The sequence below is a fragment of the Streptomyces sp. NPDC058373 genome (assembly GCF_042723275.1).
In the GTDB taxonomy this organism is placed as follows: domain Bacteria; phylum Actinomycetota; class Actinomycetes; order Streptomycetales; family Streptomycetaceae; genus Streptomyces.
Window position 1 is genome coordinate 104,498 of the sequence record NZ_JBHXJE010000001.1, and the last position, 16,888, is coordinate 121,385.

Below are 16,888 nucleotides of genomic sequence, written 5' to 3' on the forward strand. Positions count from 1 at the left end.
GGTGGGTCAGTGGTGTACGGGCTCGGGGGCCACCGGGGCCGAGGCATGCTTGGGCTTTCCCGCTTCCCGGGTGTCCTCGCGGCGCTGGAGGGCGGCCGAGAGGAACGCCAGGAGCAGGGCGGAACCGGCGAGCAGGGCGCCCACCCAGTTCGGGGCGGTGTAGCCGAGGCCGGCCGCGATGACGAGGCCGCCGAGCCAGGCGGAGAGGGCGTTGCCCAGGTTGAAGGCGCCGATGTTGACGGCGGAGGCCAGCGTGGGCGCGCCGTGGGCGTGGTCGAGGACCCGCTTCTGGAGCGGCGGCACGGTGGCGAAGCCGAGAGCGCCGATGAGGGCGAGGGTGATCGCGGCGGCGACCTTGTGGTGGGCGGTGACGGTGAACAGGGCGAGGGTCAGGGTCAGCCCGCCGAGTGACGCGTAGAGCATCGGCATCAGCGCGCGGTCGGCGAACCGGCCGCCGACGAGGTTGCCCGCGACCATGCCGAGTCCGAAGAGGACCAGCAGCCAGGTCACGGAGGAGTCGGCGAATCCCGCGACCTCGGTCATCATCGGCGCGATGTAGGTGACGGCGGCGAAGACCCCGCCGAAGCCGAGCACGGTCATCGCCATGGCCAGCAGGACCTGCGCGTTCTTGAACGCCGCCAGCTCGTGCCGCAGCCGTACGCCCTCGGGCTTCGGCATGGCCGGGACGAGCCGGGCCACCCCGAGCAGGCCGACGACGCCGAGACCGGCGACCACGACGAACGTGGTCCGCCACCCTGCGCTCTGTCCGATGAACGTGCCGAGCGGAACGCCGACCACGTTGGCGACGGTCAGCCCGGTGAACATCAGCGCGATGGCCCCGGCCCGCTTCTGCGGCGCGACCAGGTCGGCGGCGACGACCGAGCCGATGCCGAAGAAGGCGCCGTGGGCGAGCGAGGCGACGATGCGCCCGGTGAGCATCACGCCGAAGACGGGGGCCGCGGCGGAGAGCAGGTTGCCCGCGATGAACAGGCCCATCAGCAGCATCAGCATGTGCTTGCGGGACACCTTGGTCCCGAGCAGCGTCATGATCGGCGCGCCCGCGACGACACCGAGCGCGTAGCCGGTGACCAGCAGCCCGGCCGTCGGCACGGTGACACCGAACTCCGCGGCGACCTCGGGGAGCAGGCCCATGATCACGAACTCGGTGGTACCGATCCCGAAGGCGCCGATGGCCAGGGCCAGGAGAGCTAGAGGCATGGGAGTGCCTTTCCTGGGAGGGGGGAAGCGCCGCTCGGGTAGCTTGGCCCGATAGGACGGGTAATTGCTTGCAGCGCCTTACGAGCGCCCACACTAATTGCAGACGCGGGATGATTGCAAGCGCGGGTTATCGGCTAGGGGCGAGGCCTCGCTCGCCGCCGCGACAGGCATGCTCGCCGTTCTCCGATGACCCCGGTCCCTACCTCCCCCGCCCCGCACCTCCGGCACCTCACCGAATCGGCTGGCCTCCTTCCGGCCCCGCCGCTCGTCCGGCAGGGTGTGCAGGATCCGCGGGACCGGGGCGGCCTCGCCGTCGGTGAGGAACGCGGTCAGCTCCGGCACCCAGCCCTAAAACTCCTCGGCGACCCGCCGCACGGCCGCGGGCCCGTCGGTGAAGTCGATGCTGTCGCCCCATGCCCGTACAGGTACGTCTCGACGGGCACCGTGCCGACATACCGAGGCTTCGCCACGGACACCAAGGGGCGGATGTGGCGGACGCGCGACCAGGCGCCGTCATCGTCCCCGCCGTCGCCGCGGCCACCCCTGAGGCGACGCCGGAGGAGCCGATCCGCACCCTCGCGCTCGGCGTGCTCGACGCGCTCGACGCGCTCGACGCCCATCCGTGGGTCGGCCCACAGCTCAGTTTCACCACGCGCCACTCGCCGTTGCTGCGGGTCTTCGAGCACATCGGACGGCGGCTACGGGCGCTGGAGGTGCCGGAGGCCGCGCGGTTCACCGCGGCGTCCGCGCTGATGCGCTACATCCTCGGGGCGGCGGGCCAGAACGCCGCCAACAGCTGGTCGGTCCCGCCCGGCACGGACCGGACCGCGTTCCTCGGCGCGGTGGCGAGCTCCTGGGCGGAACTCGAACCCGACCAGTACGCGTTCACCCGGGGCGTCGCCGGGCAGCTGCGCGCGCACGACGACCGGGCGGAATTCCTCGCCGGGGCCGACCTCATCCTCACCGGGATCAGGGCCCTCCGGTCGCCGGCCCGGACGCTCCGGTGCCGCGGGCCGGTCAGCTCACCGCCGGATCGCCCGACTCCCCCGTCTGCGGAGCAGCCGCACCACGGGGGAACGACACCTCGACGCGGCGGTTCTTCATCCGGCCGGCTTCGGTGGAGTTGTCGGCGATCGGGTAGTCCTCGCTGTATCCGCGGACCTCGTAGGTGACGTCCGGGCCGAGGGTCTTCACCAGTTCCTCGTGGACGGCGTCGGCGCGGTTCTTCGACAGCTTCTTGCCGTGCTCGTACGAGCCGAGGTCGTCGGTGAAGCCGAACACCCGGACCTTGTTGGCCTGCTGGGCCTGCGCCTCCTCGGCGATCGCCTGGATGCGGCCCCGGGCCTCCGGGTTCAGCTTGGCGCTGTCCTTGCCGAAGAGGACCTCGGCCTGGAGCGCGAACTTCACGTCCGTGTTGGTGTCCTCGCGGCGCTCCTCGCCCCCCAGGTCCTCCACGACCGACTTGATGTCCAACACCTTCGGCGGCGCGAGCCGCGCCCCGTCGGCCAGCTTCAGACCGGCGCTGTCCTCGGAGATCTTGGGGGGCGGGGAACTGGTGGTACTGCCGGGCGGGGCCACGGGGTCGTCATCGTCGGCGTGGGCGGTCTGACTGAACAGGACCAAAGAACAGGACAGCGCAACGGCTGCCGACGACGCCCTGAGGCGGTGGAGACGAAGTCGCGTTGACACAGTTCACCCCTACGAAAGTTTAATTGAAGCGGGAGGCATATTCCCAACCTGGAAATCAACCTCCGCCACTTCACCCGGAGGGGCCGGAAATTGCGCAAACCACTCGGCAGAATCGCCGGATTTCACCCCTCCCTCGAACTTGGTGCACAAGCAGCGCCCTCCCGTATCGCGCAGCACCAGATACTTCTTCTTGGCGCTTTTATCGATCAAACTTGCACCTGCAACAGAACCTCCATTGCGACGCAGTTCTCGTTCATCCCCTAGCCAATCACCACCTGTCCACAACCCATCCGTGTCATTCCTCACCGTACCTGAAACGGTGAGGAATCCGGCAGAGTCACGCTGGGCCGAAGTCACGGTGAGAGTGACGCTTGAACTCGTCACCTCAGCCAGATTCTCTTCGGCCTCCGGAGGGGCCTGACTGCCCTTCTGCCCCTCCTCCTTGCCATCGCGGGAGACGCTCGCGGTGGGAGTTTTGTCACCACTCCCCTCCTCATCGGCACTGCACCCTGAAATCACAACGGTGGAACTTAGCGCCATAGCCGCGAGGATAAGCGTTTTCTTTTTATTTTTGCGCAACCGTGGCATGTTCGCACCAAGCCTTCCTGCAGAAATAATCATCAGTTCGCGAGATAGACAGAGAAGAGCGTCGAAGGATCAGGGAGGTCGTCAATTCCGAAGTCGCCAATATCGACATCCACGTGAGTTCCGTCCTCGCACGAGAAAGAAATGCGAGTTTCCAGATCGCCTTCAGGGCTTGGCTGGCAAAGAGGCTCGATCACAGCCGTGGCCTCGGCATTGGCATACGAACCATTCGTCATGGGCAGCACCGAATCGCCTACTGGATCCAGCGAACGAGTTCTCACTGCGTACCCATCCTTCCCGTCCACCACTGTGCCGAGAAAAGAAGTAACCTGGGCATCGTTAGCCGCAGCTAGGCGCGCAGCAGCAGCCTCTGCAGTTTCCCCAACTAGGTGATCGACTTCGAGCCAATCAGTCCAGTCCTCGTCTCCCTCCACCGCAGAAAGCAAAAGCCTGTCAACCAGCTCATCACGCGCATCCTGACTAGCGGCAAGGGCTGCAGCATCAGCGGCGGACTGAGCACCGTTTCGCGCCACTGCTGCCTGCGCGAAAGCAAAGAATGCGAAGGAGACGAAGAGGAGGAAACCGGTAACCCAGATAAAAAGAGGCAGGGCCTGCCCCGAATCCGATCTGGGGCTGTTCTTCTTTACCCGCCCACTACGTCCTGCACCGCATCGCCGATCGCCTTCGAAATGACGTTGTCCAATGCCAAACCGTCGATCAGGACGAAAATCCCCGCAATCAAAATCATCAACCCCGCATACTCCACGAACCCCGCCCCCCGGTCCCGGCTCGCCCTGTCGGTGGCTCGGGTCGTGAGGTGGGTGGTGCAGGTCTGGGCGGCTCGGTGCAGGGCCATGGCTGCCCGCAAGGTTGAGTTCCTCATGGTGGGGGCCTCCTTGGTCGGGGGTGGTGTGGGGACGGTATGGGGCGGTGTGGGTGGTTGAGGAGGGTCCGGGGGCCCAGAGCGGGGCCCAGGTGCGCTGGTGGCGCGGGGGGTCCGGGGTGGGGCGGGTCATCGGGGGGCCGTCCGGGGGGACGGGGTGGTGCCCAGCCAGGTGGCTATGGCGGCGCTGCGGTTGGGGGCGTGGAGCTTGGCGAAGATGCGGTTGATGTGGTTCTTGACCGTCTTCTCACTGATGAAGCAGGTCGCCGCTATCTGCTGGTTGCTCATCCCCGAGGCGATCAGCTCCATGACCTCGACCTCCCGTGAACTCAACCCGTGCGCAGCCCGGTTCGACTCTCCCACAGCGGATTGCAGTCGCGAAGGGGTCGCGCCGGAGGTTGGCGGATTCGAGACGGGTGGCCCGTGGGGCGCGGCCGGTGCGACAAGGTGGGCGAGGAGGGCGCTCCTGGCGGACGGCGTGAGGTGCGCGTGCCCCTCGTGGGCGTCCCGTACGGCGCGGGCCAGTTGGTCGGCGGTGAACTCGCCGTGGACGAGGTAGCCGACGGCGCCGAGGCCCAGCGCCCGCTGGACGGTGTCGCGTTCGCGGCTGTAGGTCAGCATCAGGACGGGGGCGAGGCGGACCAGGTGGGGCAGGGCGGCGAGGCCGTCGACGCCGGGCATGCGGACGTCGAGGAGGACCACGTCGGGGCGGTGGTGGCGGGTGGCGGCGAGGGCGCGGTGGCCGTCGCCGGCCTCGGCGACGACGCGGATGCCGGGGCGGGCGCCGAGGAGGGCGGTGAGCCCGGCGCGGACGACCTGGTTGTCGTCGGCGACGACGACCCGCAGGGTGCGCCCCGGTGCGGGGGCGTGGGGCGGGCGGAGAGGGGCCGTGCGCGGGTCGAGGCGGGTGCGGGTGGTGCGGAGTTCGGGGGCGGCGGTTCGGCCGTGTGCCTCGGAGTGGGGTGCGTCCGGCATGGTGGCCTCCTCTCGGGGCGGGGTCGGTGGTACGCCGTCGGTGCGGGCGCCCGGGTGTGGGGCTCGCGTTAAGAGTGTCCTCAGTCCGGGGGCCTCGCGGGTGGGTTTTGGCCGGATAGATGTTCTCCTCGGGCGGAGGGCGGCGTTCCCGGTGCGGATGGGGCCGGTGCGCGGCGTGGGGCCGGGGGCGTGGAGGGCTCCCTGTCTCCCGTGGCGCGCTTCCCGTCTCCCGTGGTGCGTTCTCCGCCTCCCGCAGGGGGTTCCCCGTCCCGCGCCGCGAGCGGCGGCACGTCCAGTACGGCCAGCGGCAGATCGACCCGTACCTCCGTGCCCGGGCCCGGGCACGGCCCGCCGGTGTCGGCGGGGGGCCGAGCGGGCCCCACCCGCAGTCGGCCGCCGATCGCGGTGGCGCGCTCCCCCATGCCGACGAGGCCGAAGTGGCCGGAGGCGGCGGCCGATCGGAGGGTCAGGCCCGCGGGGAGGCCGGGGCCGTCGTCGGTGATCGTGAGGCGGAGCCAGGGGCCGGCGGTGGTGACGGTGACCCAGGGGGTGCCGGTGGTGTGGCGGGTGGCGTTCTCCACGGCTTCCGCGGCGATGGTCAGCAGGTGCTGTGCGACGGCGTGGGGTACGGGCGGCACGGGCGAGGCGGCGGTGAGGGGCGTGCCGGCCGGCAGACCCGTACGCAGGGTCTCCGTGAGGTCGGCCGGGTCGGTGGGGTCGGCCTCGTCGTGGCGCAGCCCGGACAGCAGGTCGCGGGAGTCGGCGGCGGCGCGGCGGGCGGCGTCGGCGACCTGGGTGGCGCGGTGGCGGAGGGTGTCGGGCGGGAGGTGGCCGGTGCCCTCGGCGAGGGCGTCGGCGGTGAGGGCGAGGCCGTGCAGGGTCTTGGCGAGGGAGTCGTGGAGGTCGCGGGCGAGGCGGGCGCGTTCGGCCTCGACGGCGCCCGCCACGGCGAGGCGGGCGTTGGCCTCGGCGAGGGCGGCGGTGGCGGCGCCGAAGCGGAACATGAGGTTGCGCAGGGTCACGCCGGTGATCCCGGCGGCGACGCAGAACCCGGCGACGAGGAGGGTGCTGGCGCCGCTGGTGAGGGTGTCGGCCCAGGCGCGGTGGGCGACGAGGAGGACGACGAGCTGGCAGCCGGTGAGGACGCCGGCGCCGCGCCAGCCGTAGAGGAGTCCGGCGAGGAGCGGGGTGCAGGCGGCGGCGTAGCCGAGCGGGGAGGCGGGTGAGGCGGTGAGGAGGAGGACGGCGCCGATGAGCAGGTCGAGGCCGAGCAGGGCGGGGTGGCGCAGGACGAGCGGGCCGAACCGCTCCCAGTCGCGGAGCATCGCGTAGGAGGCCATGAAGCCGGTGACGGCGGCGGCGAGGACGAGGTAGCGGGCGGCCCCGTCGGCGGCGTTCTGCAGGGCGAAGGGGGCGCCGAGGGCGATCAGGGCGAGGCGGACGCCGAAGACCTGGCGGCAGAGGGCCTGGAGGGCGTTGAGCTGGACGCGGGGGCTGGGGGCGGGGACGTCGTCGGCGAGGGCCGATGTGGCGGGGCCGGGGTGGGTTTCGTGGCCCGCGTACAGGGTCGGTGGGGCGCCGGGGGTCTGCCGTGCGGCCCGGCCGGCACCTGTCCCGCGCCCAGGTTCCGTACGTGCCCCGGGCCCGGATGCGGATGCGGGTGCGGGTGCGGAGGTGCAGGCCGGCCTCGCCGGAGCGGACGCGTGGGCTCGGTCCGCTTCCGCCTCGCCCGGCGGCTTCGTGCGCTTTCCGGGTATGGCCGCGCCGGGGCCGGTCGGCACCCGGCTCGGTGCCGCCCGGCCCTCGGGCGCCGTGCGCTCCCCCGCGGCCTCCCCGCCGCCCCCGGGCGGTGTCCCGTCCGGACGCGGCCCAGCTCCCCGACCCGCGTCGGCCTCGCCCGTCGTCCGGTGGGCGTCCCCCGGCGCGCCCGGCCCTGTACGCCCCCGGCCGGCCTCGTGGCCGTCCCCGGGCTCCCGTTCGGCGTTCATCCGCCGAGGATCGAGCCCAGGTCGGAGCCTGAGCCGAGGAACATGCCGGCGGCGATGAGGATCATCGTGGCGGGGAGGAGGAAGACGAGGGTCACCATGGTGGCCTTGGGGATGGTCTTGGCGGCGCGGCGGCGGGAGTTCTGGGCGTCGGTGCGGCGCATGTCGGTGGCGATCTGGATGAGGGTGTCGGCGATGGGCGAGCCGAGCTCCTCGCCCTGCTGGAGGGCGGAGACGAACTGGGCGACCTGTTCGGAGGAGTTGCGGCGGCGCAGCTCGTCGAAGGCCTGGCGGCGGGAGACGCCCATGTCCATCTGGCGCAGGGTGATGCGGAGTTCGTCGGCCCAGGGGCCTTCGTACCGCTCGGCGACGCGGTCCAGGGCCTGGCGGAAGCCGAGGCCGGAGCTGACGACGACGGCGAGGACGTCGAGGAAGTCGGGGAGGGTGCGGTCGATGACCTCGCGGCGGTCGCGGACCGCCTGCCAGATCAGGGCGTCGGCGGCGGTGAGGCCGAAGGCGAAGGTCAGCAGGGCGAAGAGGAGCGAGTCGTTGGTGAGGAAGACCAGGCCGAGGACGAGGCCGAAGACGCCGTAGACGGCGCGGCGGGCGGCGTACCGGTCGAGGGTGAGGCCGCCGGGGTTTCCGGCCATGTCGATGCGGCGGCGTTTGGCGTCGACGCGGCGCGGGCCCATCAGCTTGAGGACGAGCGGGGCGAAGCGGATCCCGAGCCGGTCGACGGCGGACTCGGCGGTGGAGACGCGGGCGGCGCCGGACTCCAGGGCGACGGCGAGGTCGTCGGGGAGTTTCGCCTCGCCGCGCAGCAGGCGCAGAGCGGCCAGCGCGGCGCCGACCGCGAGGGCGGCGAGGACGGCGATACCGAGGGCGAGCAGCGGGGACTGGAGGGTCAGGCCGGCGGCGAGCTGACCGATGGCGTACGGCGGTGGGGTCGGCACGGTCAGACCTCGATCTTTCCGAGGCGGCGGATGACGAGGAAGCCGACGGCGTACAGGCCCAGGGCGATGAGGATGAGGATCTGGCCGAGGGTGGAGCCGGTGACGCGGGCGAGGGCGCCCTCGTTCTGGGAGTTGATGAGCAGCAGGGAGCCGAGGCCGAGGGCGGGCACGGTCAGGGCGGTGGCGTGGACCTCGGAGAGCATGGTGCGGACCTCGCGGCGGGTCTCCTTGCGCTCCTCCAGGGTGGCGGTGAGGTTGCGCAGCGAGGAGACGACGGTGCCGCCCGCCTGGTTGGAGAGGACCAGGGTGGTGACGAGGACCACGAGTTCGCGGGAGGGGAGCCGTTCGGCGAGTTCGCCGAGGGCGGCGTCGACGGAGCGGCCGAGGCTGAGCTGGTCGGCGACGCGGGAGAGTTCCTCGCCCGCCGGGGCTTCGAGCTCCTCGGCGGCCATGGCCAGCGCGGTGCGCAGGGCGAGTCCGGCGGCGGTGGCGTTGGCGAGGAGGCGGGCCACATCGGGGAGTTGGTTGATGAAGGCCTCGATGCGCTTCTGGCGCTGCCAGTTGAGGAAGACGACGGCGCCCCAGGCGGCGGCCAGGGCGGCGATCGGCCCGAAGAAGGGGGCGAGCGCGGCGGAGGCGATGAGCCAGAGGGCGGCGGTGGCGGTCAGGGCGTAGACGACGAATTCGCCGACGGTGACGTCCAGGCCGGTGGCGGAGAGGCGGAGCGAGAGGTCGCGGCCGAGGCGGGTGCGGCGGACCCGGCGGTCCAGGGCGGTGAAGCGGCGGCCCCGCCCGCCGGGGGGTGCGGCGGTGGCGGAGAGCCGGTCGACGAGGGCCTGGCGCTGGGCGCGCCCGGAGGCGTACACGTGGACGCCTGCCACGGCGAGCACCAGGCAGAGCAGGGAGGCTCCGAGGGCGAGGCGGGTGGGGTCGGTCATGACAGCGCCTCTCGGATGTGGGCGGGGTCGGCGGTGTCGGTGACGCCGAAGGCGGGCGGTACGCCTTCTCCGGCGAGGTGGAGGCGGTCGGCGACGGGCCGGGGCAGCGGCAGGTGCTCGAACCAGCCGGGGGCCACCCGGTCGGGTCCCGGCGGGCCGGGGTGGTGGCGGGAGACGGTGGCGATGCGGAAGGGCTCGCGGCCGTGCGAGACGAGGACGGCGATCTCGGCGAGGTGGCGGGAGCCGTCGGCGCCCCGGCTGAGCTGGACGACGACGTCGACGGCGGAGTTGATCTGGTCGCGCAGCGCCTCGAAGGGGATCTGCACCTCGGCCATGGAACCGAGGGTCTGGAGCCGCATCAGGGCGTCCTCGGCGCTGTTGGCGTGGACGGTGGCGAGCGAGCCGTCGTGGCCGGTGGACATGGCCTGCAGCATGTCGAGGGTCTCGCCGCCGCGGACCTCGCCGACGATGATGCGGTCGGGGCGCATCCGCAGGGAGTTGCGGACCAGGTCGCGGATGGTGATGTGGCCCTTGCCCTCGACGTTGGCGGGGCGGGATTCGAGGCGGACCACGTGGGCCTGCTGGAGCTGGAGTTCGGCGGAGTCCTCGATGGTGATGATGCGCTCGTGGCCGGGGATGAGGCCGGAGAGGGCGTTGAGCAGGGTGGTCTTCCCGCTGCCGGTGCCGCCGGAGACGATGACGTTGAGGCGGGCCCGGACGAAGGCGGAGAGCAGCATCAGCAGGTGCTCGTCGAGCGAGCCGAGCTGGATCAGCTCCGGGAGGGTGTAGGCGCGCGGGAAGCGGCGGATGGTCAGGGTGGCGCCGGTCAGGGAGAGCGGCGGGATGATGACGTTGACGCGTTCGCCGGAGGGCAGCCGGGCGTCGACCATGGGGTGGGACTCGTCCACGCGGCGGTTGACGGTGGAGACGATGCGTTCGATGGTCTGCATCAGCTGCTCGTGCGAGGCGAACCGCAGGGGCAACTGCTCGACGCGGCCAGCCCGTTCGACGAAGATCGCATCCGGTCCGTTGACCATGATCTCGGTGATGGAGGGGTCTTCGAGGAGCGGTTCGAGGACGCCGAGTCCGAGTGCCTCGTCCACCACCCGGCGGATCAGCTGGGTCCGCTCGGCGCCGGAGAGCACCGGTCCCTCGCGGCTGATGATGTGGCCGAGTACGCGCTCCAGCCGGGCCCGCCGGTCGGCGGTGGCGAGCGAGGACATCTCGGCGAGGTCGATCTCCTCCAGCAGCTTGGCCCGGAACAGCGCGACCAGGTGCCCGTCCTCCCGCCCGGGCCGGGCGGCGCCCGGCTCCTCGGGGCCGGTGATACGTGACCTGAGGCTCATACGGTGTCGCCTCCTCGGGCGGGGGTCGGGCCGCCGGGGGCGGCGGGGGCGACCAGGGCGCGGGCGCCGGCCGGTCGGCCGGGTGCGGCGTCCGGGGCTGGGGAGGGGCTGGGCCGGGGCATGGGAGGCGGGGTCACCGGTCGTCGTCGTTGGGCATGGTGGCCGAGCGGGTCACGGTCCAGCCGGTGCCGACGAACGGCAGCAGGGTGGGGACCTTGACCGCGGCGGTCGCCTTGGTGGTGCCGTCGCCGCCGCCCCAGCTGAAGCTGACGTCCATCCCCGCGCCCACGGCCGCCTGCCCGGCCGCGGCCCCGGCACCGGTGTCCTCCTGGGAGGCGACGCGCGCGGCGGCCCGCGCGGCGGAGCCGGCCTGGTTGGCGGCGTAGCCGACGAGGCCGAGCTGGATGGCGGCGAGGCCGATGAGGAGGAGGACCGGGAGGAACCCGGCGAATTCGAGGATGGCGGCGCCTCGGTCGTCGGGGCGCCTTCGGCGGGCGGGCCGGAGGCGCTGGGCCAGCAGCCCTGCGGGGCTGGCGCGGCGCCGTACGCGGCTCGGGCCGGGAGCCGGAGGCAGCCCCGCACGCGCGGGGAGCACCCGGGGACCGGGGAGTCCTCGGCGATGTTCTCGGGCCCGCCCCCGCGCAGCCCGGGCTCGCGGGGCTTCGGCCCGCCTCACCGCTCCCCCTCGTACGCCGCCCCCGCCCGCCCGCTGACCTTCCACCCGGGGTTGACCCCCGGGAAGAACAGCGGCACGTCGGCTTTGACGGTGGCCTGCCAGACGGAGCCCGCGTCGGTGCAGGTGATGTCGGCGCCGGACCAGGCGGAGGGGAGGTGGCGGGTGGCGGCGGTGCGGCAGGCGGCGGGGCCGGACTCGCCCGCGGCGTGGGCGGCGGTGGCGGCGCGGGCGCCCTCGTCGGCGGCGTTCCCGGCGAGGCTGTAGGTGTAGCCGTACAGGGCGCACTGCCAGAGCAGGGCGAGGACGACGAGGACGAGGGGGAAGATCCCGGCGAACTCCAGGGTGACGGCGCCCCGGTCGCCGTGGGCGCGGCGCCTGCGGCCGGTGGGGCGTTCGGAGGCGCTGGGGCCGAGGCCGAGTTCGCCGGCGAGACTCCAGAGGGCCTGTTTGACGGTGCTCTTGGCGTCGAGGTCCTGGACGCGTCCGGCGTCGAGGGCGGACTGGAGTTCGCGGAAGTTGGCGGGGACGGTGGTGCGGGCGACGCGGGTGCCGGTGATGCGGGCGACGAGGGCGGGCTGGATCTCGGTGCCCTTGCCGTACCGGTTGACGACGGTGATGGTCTCCTCGGCCTTGCGGATCTGGAGGCGTTCCCAGAGGCGGATCTGGCGCTTGGCGGCGCGGACGGCGACCACGTCGGGGGTGAGGACGAGCAGGGCGTCGTCGGCGAGTTCGACGGCGGCGGCGTTGGGCGCGGCCATCTGGGTGCCGCAGTCGACGATCACCACGTCGTAGCGGCCGCGCAGGACGGTGACGACCTGGCGGGCGGTGCGGTCGGTGACGTCCTCGCCGCGTTCGCCCTCGGCGGGGGCGGGGATGACGGCGAGGCCGCTCTCGTGGGTGAAGACCACGTCGGCGAGGACGCGCGGGGTGATGTCGCGGATGGCGGCGAGGTCGGCGACGGAGCGGCGGAACTGCACGTCGAGATAGGAGGCGGTGTCGCCGGACTGGAGGTCGAGGTCGAGCAGGGCGGTGGAGCGGCCGGAGGCCTGGGCGGCGAGGGCGAGCTGGACGGCGGTGAGGGTGGTGCCGACGCCGCCCTTGGCGCCGGAGACGGTGACGACGCGGCCCCCGCCGCCCGCCGCGAGGAGTTCGCGGCCGCTGCCGGAGGCGAGGTGGCGGCGCATGTCGAGGGACCAGACGGCGGCGGCCTGGACGCGTTCGGCGAGCGCCTCGTAGCTCATCGGGAGAGCGACGATGCCGCGCGCGCCGGCGTCCATGGCGGCGGTGATGACGGCGGTGCCGGTGTCGGTGGTGAGCAGCACGACGCCGACCGACGGGAAGCGGCGGGTGACCTCGCGGATCAGGTCGAGCGCGGGGGCCGGGCCCATCCGTTCGTGGACGAGGACGACCTCGGGCAGCTCGTCGAGGGACTCGGCGGCGAGCGCGGCGAGGGTGTCGAGCAGCGCGGTGGAGTCGGGGAGGGCCTGGGCCGGTTCGGCGTCGGGGAGTTGGGCGAGCAGGGTGGCGAGGGCGCGGGCGGCGTCCTGGTCACCGGCGGCGGGGAGGATCCGTAGCGTCATCGGCCGCCTCTCACTTGTCCTCGTCGAGGGTGTACGTACGGTCGCCGCGCCGCACGCCCTCGTCGCTGCCCGGGCCGACCAGGGCGAGGCGGACGTGGGCGGCGAACGACTCGGCGTAGGCGACGCGCTGGGCGTCGGCGGCGTCGAGGGCGAAGGTGATCGGGACGGCGTCGACGGGCTGGCGGCGCCGGTCGTCCTGGTCGGGTTCGAGGGCGGTGAGTTTGCCGACGTCGATGACGCGGGCGTTCTCCACGATGATCCGCGACTGGTCCTTCTCGCCGTCGCTCTCGCCCTCGAAGGTGGCGTAGATGTTGACGGTGGAGCCGGGGGTGATCTTGCCCGCGACGCCGGTCGCCGCGTCGATCATGATGGCGATCTCCTGCTCCCCCGGCCGGACCTCGGGGCGGGCGACGATCATGTCGGTCTGGAGCAGCGAGCCCTGGCGCAGGGTGGTGACGGCGATCTTGCCGCGTATCTGGCGCAGGTCGGTGACGGCGTTCTCGGAGCGCCACCGCTCGGGCATCGACACCTTCTCGAACTGGTCGGCGGAGAGCTCCTTGTAGGGGGCGACGTCCGTTTTCAGCCGGTAGGCGGGGACCTCCGGGCCGACTTTGGCATTGACGTCCCGGACGACCGAGAGCACTCCGGCGAAGGCTCCGACGGCGCAGAGCACCGACAGGAGCAGCAGCAGAACACCTCGACGCTGGCGTGCGTTCATGGGCGGGGATTCCTTGATCGGGGCGGCGACGGTGGCTGGGGGTGGGCGGCGCCCTCCGGCGGCGCCTGGGCGGGGCGGGGGGCCTGGGCCGCGTACGGGTCGGGGCCCTGGTCCTCGTACGGCGGCTGCGCGTCGTACGGGGCCTGGTGCGCCTGCGCGTCGGCCTCGGCCCCGCCGTGGCGCGGGTCGGCGCCCTGCGGCCGCGGGGGTCCCCATCCGGCCGGGGCCGGGCGGTGGGCGGGGCGCAGGGCGTGGACACCGGTGGCGGGGCCGTCGGTGGGGCCCGCCGGGGTGGCGGGGCCGGGTGGCTGGGCGACGGGGCGGGCCGGGGCGAGGCGGGGGTCCTGGGCGACGGGCAGGGCGCGGTCGGCCTGTGGCGGGGTCGGCCGGTCGAGCGCGCGGGCGCGCTCGCGGCCGCGCAGACGGCCGGGGGCGGGGCGGCCGGCGGGCAGGGGGCGGCGGCCGCGTTCGCCGGGCGGCGGGAGCGGGGCGGCGCAGAAGGCGCAGCGGTCGCCGATGAGTTCGAGGCCGCACCAGTGGCACTCCTCGCGGCGGACGGAGGAGACGAGCTGGTAGAGGACGGAGATGTCGGGGATGGCGGCGGCGAACTCGGTGAGCTTGCCGGTGCCCCACCAGTCGGCCGACTCGGCGGGCAGTTTGGTGTGGGTGACCTCGCGGACCCGCCAGGCGCGGGCGAGGGCGCCGGTGACGTGCTCGGCGGGGAGTCCGCCCTCGGCGACGACCAGGCGGGTCGGGAAGCCGGGGCCCTTCAGCTCGGGGTCCTTGTGGCCGCCGAGCCGGGCCAGTTGGGGTTCGGGGCGGGCGACGACCGCGAACTGGCTGCCGGGCATCCAGGATTTGGCGTGCGCCTTGAGGCTGACGGGGACCTGGTCGAGGCGGGCGACGGAGCCGAGGACGGCACCGGCGTGCAGGTAGTGGGCGAGGAGCCGGGCGGCGCTGGCGAGGACGCCCGGGGAGAAGTCGCAGATCGACAACTGGCGCAGCTGGAGGGCGAGCAGGGCGGTGCCGAGCGGTGGCAGGTCGACGCCGACCAGGGCGAGCCGGTCGGTCTCCAGGGCGGCGCGGGCGGCGTGCAGCCGGTGGACGAGGGCGGGCGGGGCGGCGGCGGGGTGGACGACGAGGACGTGGCCGTGGTGCTCGACGAGGGTGTGGATCTCGGCGAGAGTGCGGTCGAGGTCGCCGCCGCGCGGGCCGGGGTCGGCGGACTGGAGGATGGCGGCGGGCGGGGTGTGCCGGTCGGGTGAGGGCAGCACCAGCTCAGGACTGGTGACCGCGACGGCGGTCGGCATCCAGGACACCCCCGATCCCCTCGGCGGCCGACCCGGCCGCCTCCGTGCTTGCCCGGCGGTCCCCCGCCGTCCGTCCGCCCACGTCCGCCGGGACGGTGCGGCCGTCCGGCGGCTGCGGCCGGACGCCCCTCATCATGGCCACAAAACTGTCCTGGCACACCGGTGTTGGCGTGTGTACTTCGGCATCTTCCGGTCCGGTCAAGGGTTGTTCGTCTGCCGTGGGGACGGATTCCCGGCGGTTCCCCCGTCACACGCGCCCCGGCGCACGGGTTCTCCCCTCGCGCCACCACCGGGTTCGTCCGGGTCAGACGGGATCACGCCGCCGGGCGGTCGCCGACGCCGTTCCGCCAACTTGGCCGGAATCGTACGGAGAATCGCCGAAGTTGACCGGTTGGCCGGGAACCCCACCGGGTGGCCCGGCCCCCGAAGGGACCGTCTCGCCCACCCACCGCCCGACCCCCGTCAGAACCCTTGACAACCTCATTGGTCTGGACCAGTTTGGTCCCCATCGCGGTGGCCACCGTGCGCCGGCTCCCCGCCCCTCACCGGAGGCGGGCCCTGTCGGCGCGTCCCCCCACGTCCGTGACTCCCCCCACCGGAGGCAGCAGTGGCACGCACCTTCCCCCTCGCCCACCCCGGCCGGCGCCCCACCACGCCGGGTCTCCACCGCAGAGCCCGGCTCACCGCGGCCCTCGCTGCGGCCGTCCTCGGCGCCTCCGGGCTCGCCCTCACCGGGCCCGCGACCGCCGCCCAGGCCGCCCCCGCACCGGCCGCCGAGGCCGCCCCGGCCGCCGTACCGGCGCACGCGGTCACCGGCTACTGGCAGAACTTCAACAACGGCGCGACCGTGCAGACCCTCGCCGACGTGCCGGACGCCTACGACATCATCGCCGTCTCCTTCGCCGACGCCACGGCCAACCCGGGCGAGATCACCTTCACCCTCGACTCGGCCGGGCTCGGCGGCTACACCGACGAGCAGTTCCGCGCCGACCTCGCCGCCAAGCAGGCGGACGGCAAGTCGGTCATCATCTCCGTCGGCGGCGAGAAGGGCGCGGTGGCGGTCAGCGACAGCGCCTCGGCGCAGCGGTTCGCGGACAGCACGTACGCCCTGATGGAGGAGTACGGCTTCGACGGCGTCGACATCGACCTGGAGAACGGCCTCAACTCCACCTACATGACCGAGGCCCTCACCAAGCTCCACGAGAAGGCCGGGGACGGCCTGGTCCTCACCATGGCGCCGCAGACCATCGACATGCAGTCGCCGGACAACGAGTACTTCAAGACGGCGCTGGCCGTGAAGGACTTCCTGACCGTCGTCAACATGCAGTACTACAACAGCGGTTCGATGCTCGGCTGCGACGGCCAGGTCTACTCCCAGGGCACGGTCGACTTCCTCACCGCGCTCGCCTGCATCCAGCTGGAGAACGGCCTCGACGCCTCCCAGGTCGGCATCGGCGTCCCCGCCTCCCCCCAGGCGGCCGGCGGCGGCTACGTCGAGCCGTCCGTCGTCAACGACGCCCTGGACTGCCTGACCCGGGGCACCAACTGCGGCACGTTCAAGCCGGAGAAGACGTACCCGTCGCTGCGCGGCGCCATGACCTGGTCGACCAACTGGGACGCCGACAGCGGCAACGCCTGGTCGAACGCGGTCGGCCCGCACGTCGACGACCTGCCGTAACCCGGGAGGCGGCGTCGCGCCGCTTCCCCGCGCCCCCGCAGCGCCGCCGCTCCCCCGGCGGCGCTGCGGTGCGTCGCGGGCCGGTCAGGCGGCGGGCCTGCGGAAGAGGGCGCTCCACAGGAACGGCACGCCGAAGTACGGCGAGCCCTCGGGCTCCTCGTTCATCCGGCACAGCTCGACCTCCTCCAGGCCGGAGAAGATCCACCGCAGGGCGTCAGCGGTGTAGCCGAGCCCGCCGCGCAGGCGCTCCGGGTGCCGGTACAGCTCGGCGTCGGAGGCGGATGTACCGGAGTGTTCGGCGCCCGCGGCGAAGCAGTTGAGGACCAGGTGGCCGCCGGGGGCGAGCCGTCCCGG

15 protein-coding genes and 2 pseudogenes are annotated in these 16,888 nt (G+C 73.0%); 1 reads left to right on the top strand and 16 read right to left on the bottom strand.

The genetic code is table 11. From position 1 onward, the window contains the following. Positions 1 to 6: 6 nt before the first annotated feature. The 15 genes and pseudogenes from ACFWMZ_RS00495 to ACFWMZ_RS00565 form a co-directional block, all read right to left on the bottom strand. Positions 7 to 1,218: an MFS transporter gene (locus ACFWMZ_RS00495; protein ID WP_383198922.1), complete on the bottom strand. Its 1,212-nt coding sequence runs from the start codon at positions 1,216 to 1,218 to the stop codon at positions 7 to 9. A 258-nt stretch (positions 1,219 to 1,476) separates the two neighbouring features. Beyond that, positions 1,477 to 1,733 (bottom strand): annotated as a pseudogene (locus ACFWMZ_RS00500) (FAD-dependent monooxygenase); the annotation flags it as partial. Between the two features lie 502 nt (positions 1,734 to 2,235). Next, positions 2,236 to 2,841, bottom strand: coding sequence for an OmpA family protein (locus ACFWMZ_RS00505; protein ID WP_383198924.1), 606 nt, complete (start codon positions 2,839 to 2,841; stop codon positions 2,236 to 2,238). 75 nt (positions 2,842 to 2,916) lie between these two features. After that, positions 2,917 to 3,528 (bottom strand): hypothetical protein, encoded by a 612-nt coding sequence (locus ACFWMZ_RS00510; RefSeq protein ID WP_383198926.1) that lies wholly within the window; start codon positions 3,526 to 3,528, stop codon positions 2,917 to 2,919. Continuing rightward, complete coding sequence (locus ACFWMZ_RS00515) at positions 3,528 to 4,100, bottom strand: pilus assembly protein TadG-related protein (protein ID WP_383199041.1); 573 nt, start codon at positions 4,098 to 4,100, stop codon at positions 3,528 to 3,530. Before ACFWMZ_RS00515 ends, ACFWMZ_RS00510 begins: the two co-directional genes overlap by 1 nt. Positions 4,101 to 4,135: 35 nt before the next feature. Continuing rightward, a complete protein-coding gene (locus ACFWMZ_RS00520; RefSeq protein ID WP_383198927.1) occupies positions 4,136 to 4,375 on the bottom strand; it encodes a hypothetical protein in 240 nt (79 codons plus the stop codon). 129 nt (positions 4,376 to 4,504) lie between these two features. After that, a complete protein-coding gene (locus ACFWMZ_RS00525; RefSeq protein WP_383180111.1) occupies positions 4,505 to 5,350 on the bottom strand; it encodes a response regulator in 846 nt (281 codons plus the stop codon). A gap of 80 nt (positions 5,351 to 5,430) precedes the next feature. Beyond that, a complete protein-coding gene (locus ACFWMZ_RS00530) occupies positions 5,431 to 6,915 on the bottom strand; it encodes a sensor histidine kinase (protein ID WP_383199043.1) in 1,485 nt (494 codons plus the stop codon). A gap of 419 nt (positions 6,916 to 7,334) precedes the next feature. Next, on the bottom strand, positions 7,335 to 8,264 hold the full coding sequence (locus ACFWMZ_RS00535) for a DUF5936 domain-containing protein (protein WP_383199045.1): 930 nt from the start codon (positions 8,262 to 8,264) through the stop codon (positions 7,335 to 7,337). Positions 8,265 to 8,290: 26 nt separating this feature from the next. Next, on the bottom strand, positions 8,291 to 9,226 hold the full coding sequence (locus ACFWMZ_RS00540) for a type II secretion system F family protein (protein ID WP_383198929.1): 936 nt from the start codon (positions 9,224 to 9,226) through the stop codon (positions 8,291 to 8,293). Further along, complete coding sequence (locus ACFWMZ_RS00545) at positions 9,223 to 10,572, bottom strand: CpaF family protein (RefSeq protein ID WP_383198931.1); 1,350 nt, start codon at positions 10,570 to 10,572, stop codon at positions 9,223 to 9,225. Before ACFWMZ_RS00545 ends, ACFWMZ_RS00540 begins: the two co-directional genes overlap by 4 nt. A gap of 133 nt (positions 10,573 to 10,705) precedes the next feature. Then, on the bottom strand, positions 10,706 to 11,089 hold the full coding sequence (locus tag ACFWMZ_RS00550) for a TadE family protein (RefSeq protein WP_383180214.1): 384 nt from the start codon (positions 11,087 to 11,089) through the stop codon (positions 10,706 to 10,708). A gap of 155 nt (positions 11,090 to 11,244) precedes the next feature. Then, on the bottom strand, positions 11,245 to 12,828 hold the full coding sequence (locus tag ACFWMZ_RS00555) for a CpaE family protein (protein WP_383198933.1): 1,584 nt from the start codon (positions 12,826 to 12,828) through the stop codon (positions 11,245 to 11,247). A gap of 10 nt (positions 12,829 to 12,838) precedes the next feature. Beyond that, on the bottom strand, positions 12,839 to 13,546 hold the full coding sequence (gene cpaB, locus ACFWMZ_RS00560; RefSeq protein ID WP_383198935.1) for a Flp pilus assembly protein CpaB: 708 nt from the start codon (positions 13,544 to 13,546) through the stop codon (positions 12,839 to 12,841). Beyond that, positions 13,543 to 14,856 (bottom strand): hypothetical protein, encoded by a 1,314-nt coding sequence (locus tag ACFWMZ_RS00565; protein WP_383198937.1) that lies wholly within the window; start codon positions 14,854 to 14,856, stop codon positions 13,543 to 13,545. Before ACFWMZ_RS00565 ends, cpaB begins: the two co-directional genes overlap by 4 nt. Before the next feature lie 607 nt (positions 14,857 to 15,463). On the opposite strand from ACFWMZ_RS00565, the gene ACFWMZ_RS00570 reads away from it, so the two are divergent. Continuing rightward, on the top strand, positions 15,464 to 16,534 hold the full coding sequence (locus ACFWMZ_RS00570; protein WP_383180093.1) for a chitinase: 1,071 nt from the start codon (positions 15,464 to 15,466) through the stop codon (positions 16,532 to 16,534). Positions 16,535 to 16,618: 84 nt separating this feature from the next. On the opposite strand, the pseudogene ACFWMZ_RS00575 reads toward ACFWMZ_RS00570, so the two are convergent. Then, a pseudogene (locus ACFWMZ_RS00575) lies at positions 16,619 to 16,879 on the bottom strand (SAM-dependent methyltransferase); the annotation flags it as partial. Between the last annotated feature and the right edge of the window lie 9 nt (positions 16,880 to 16,888).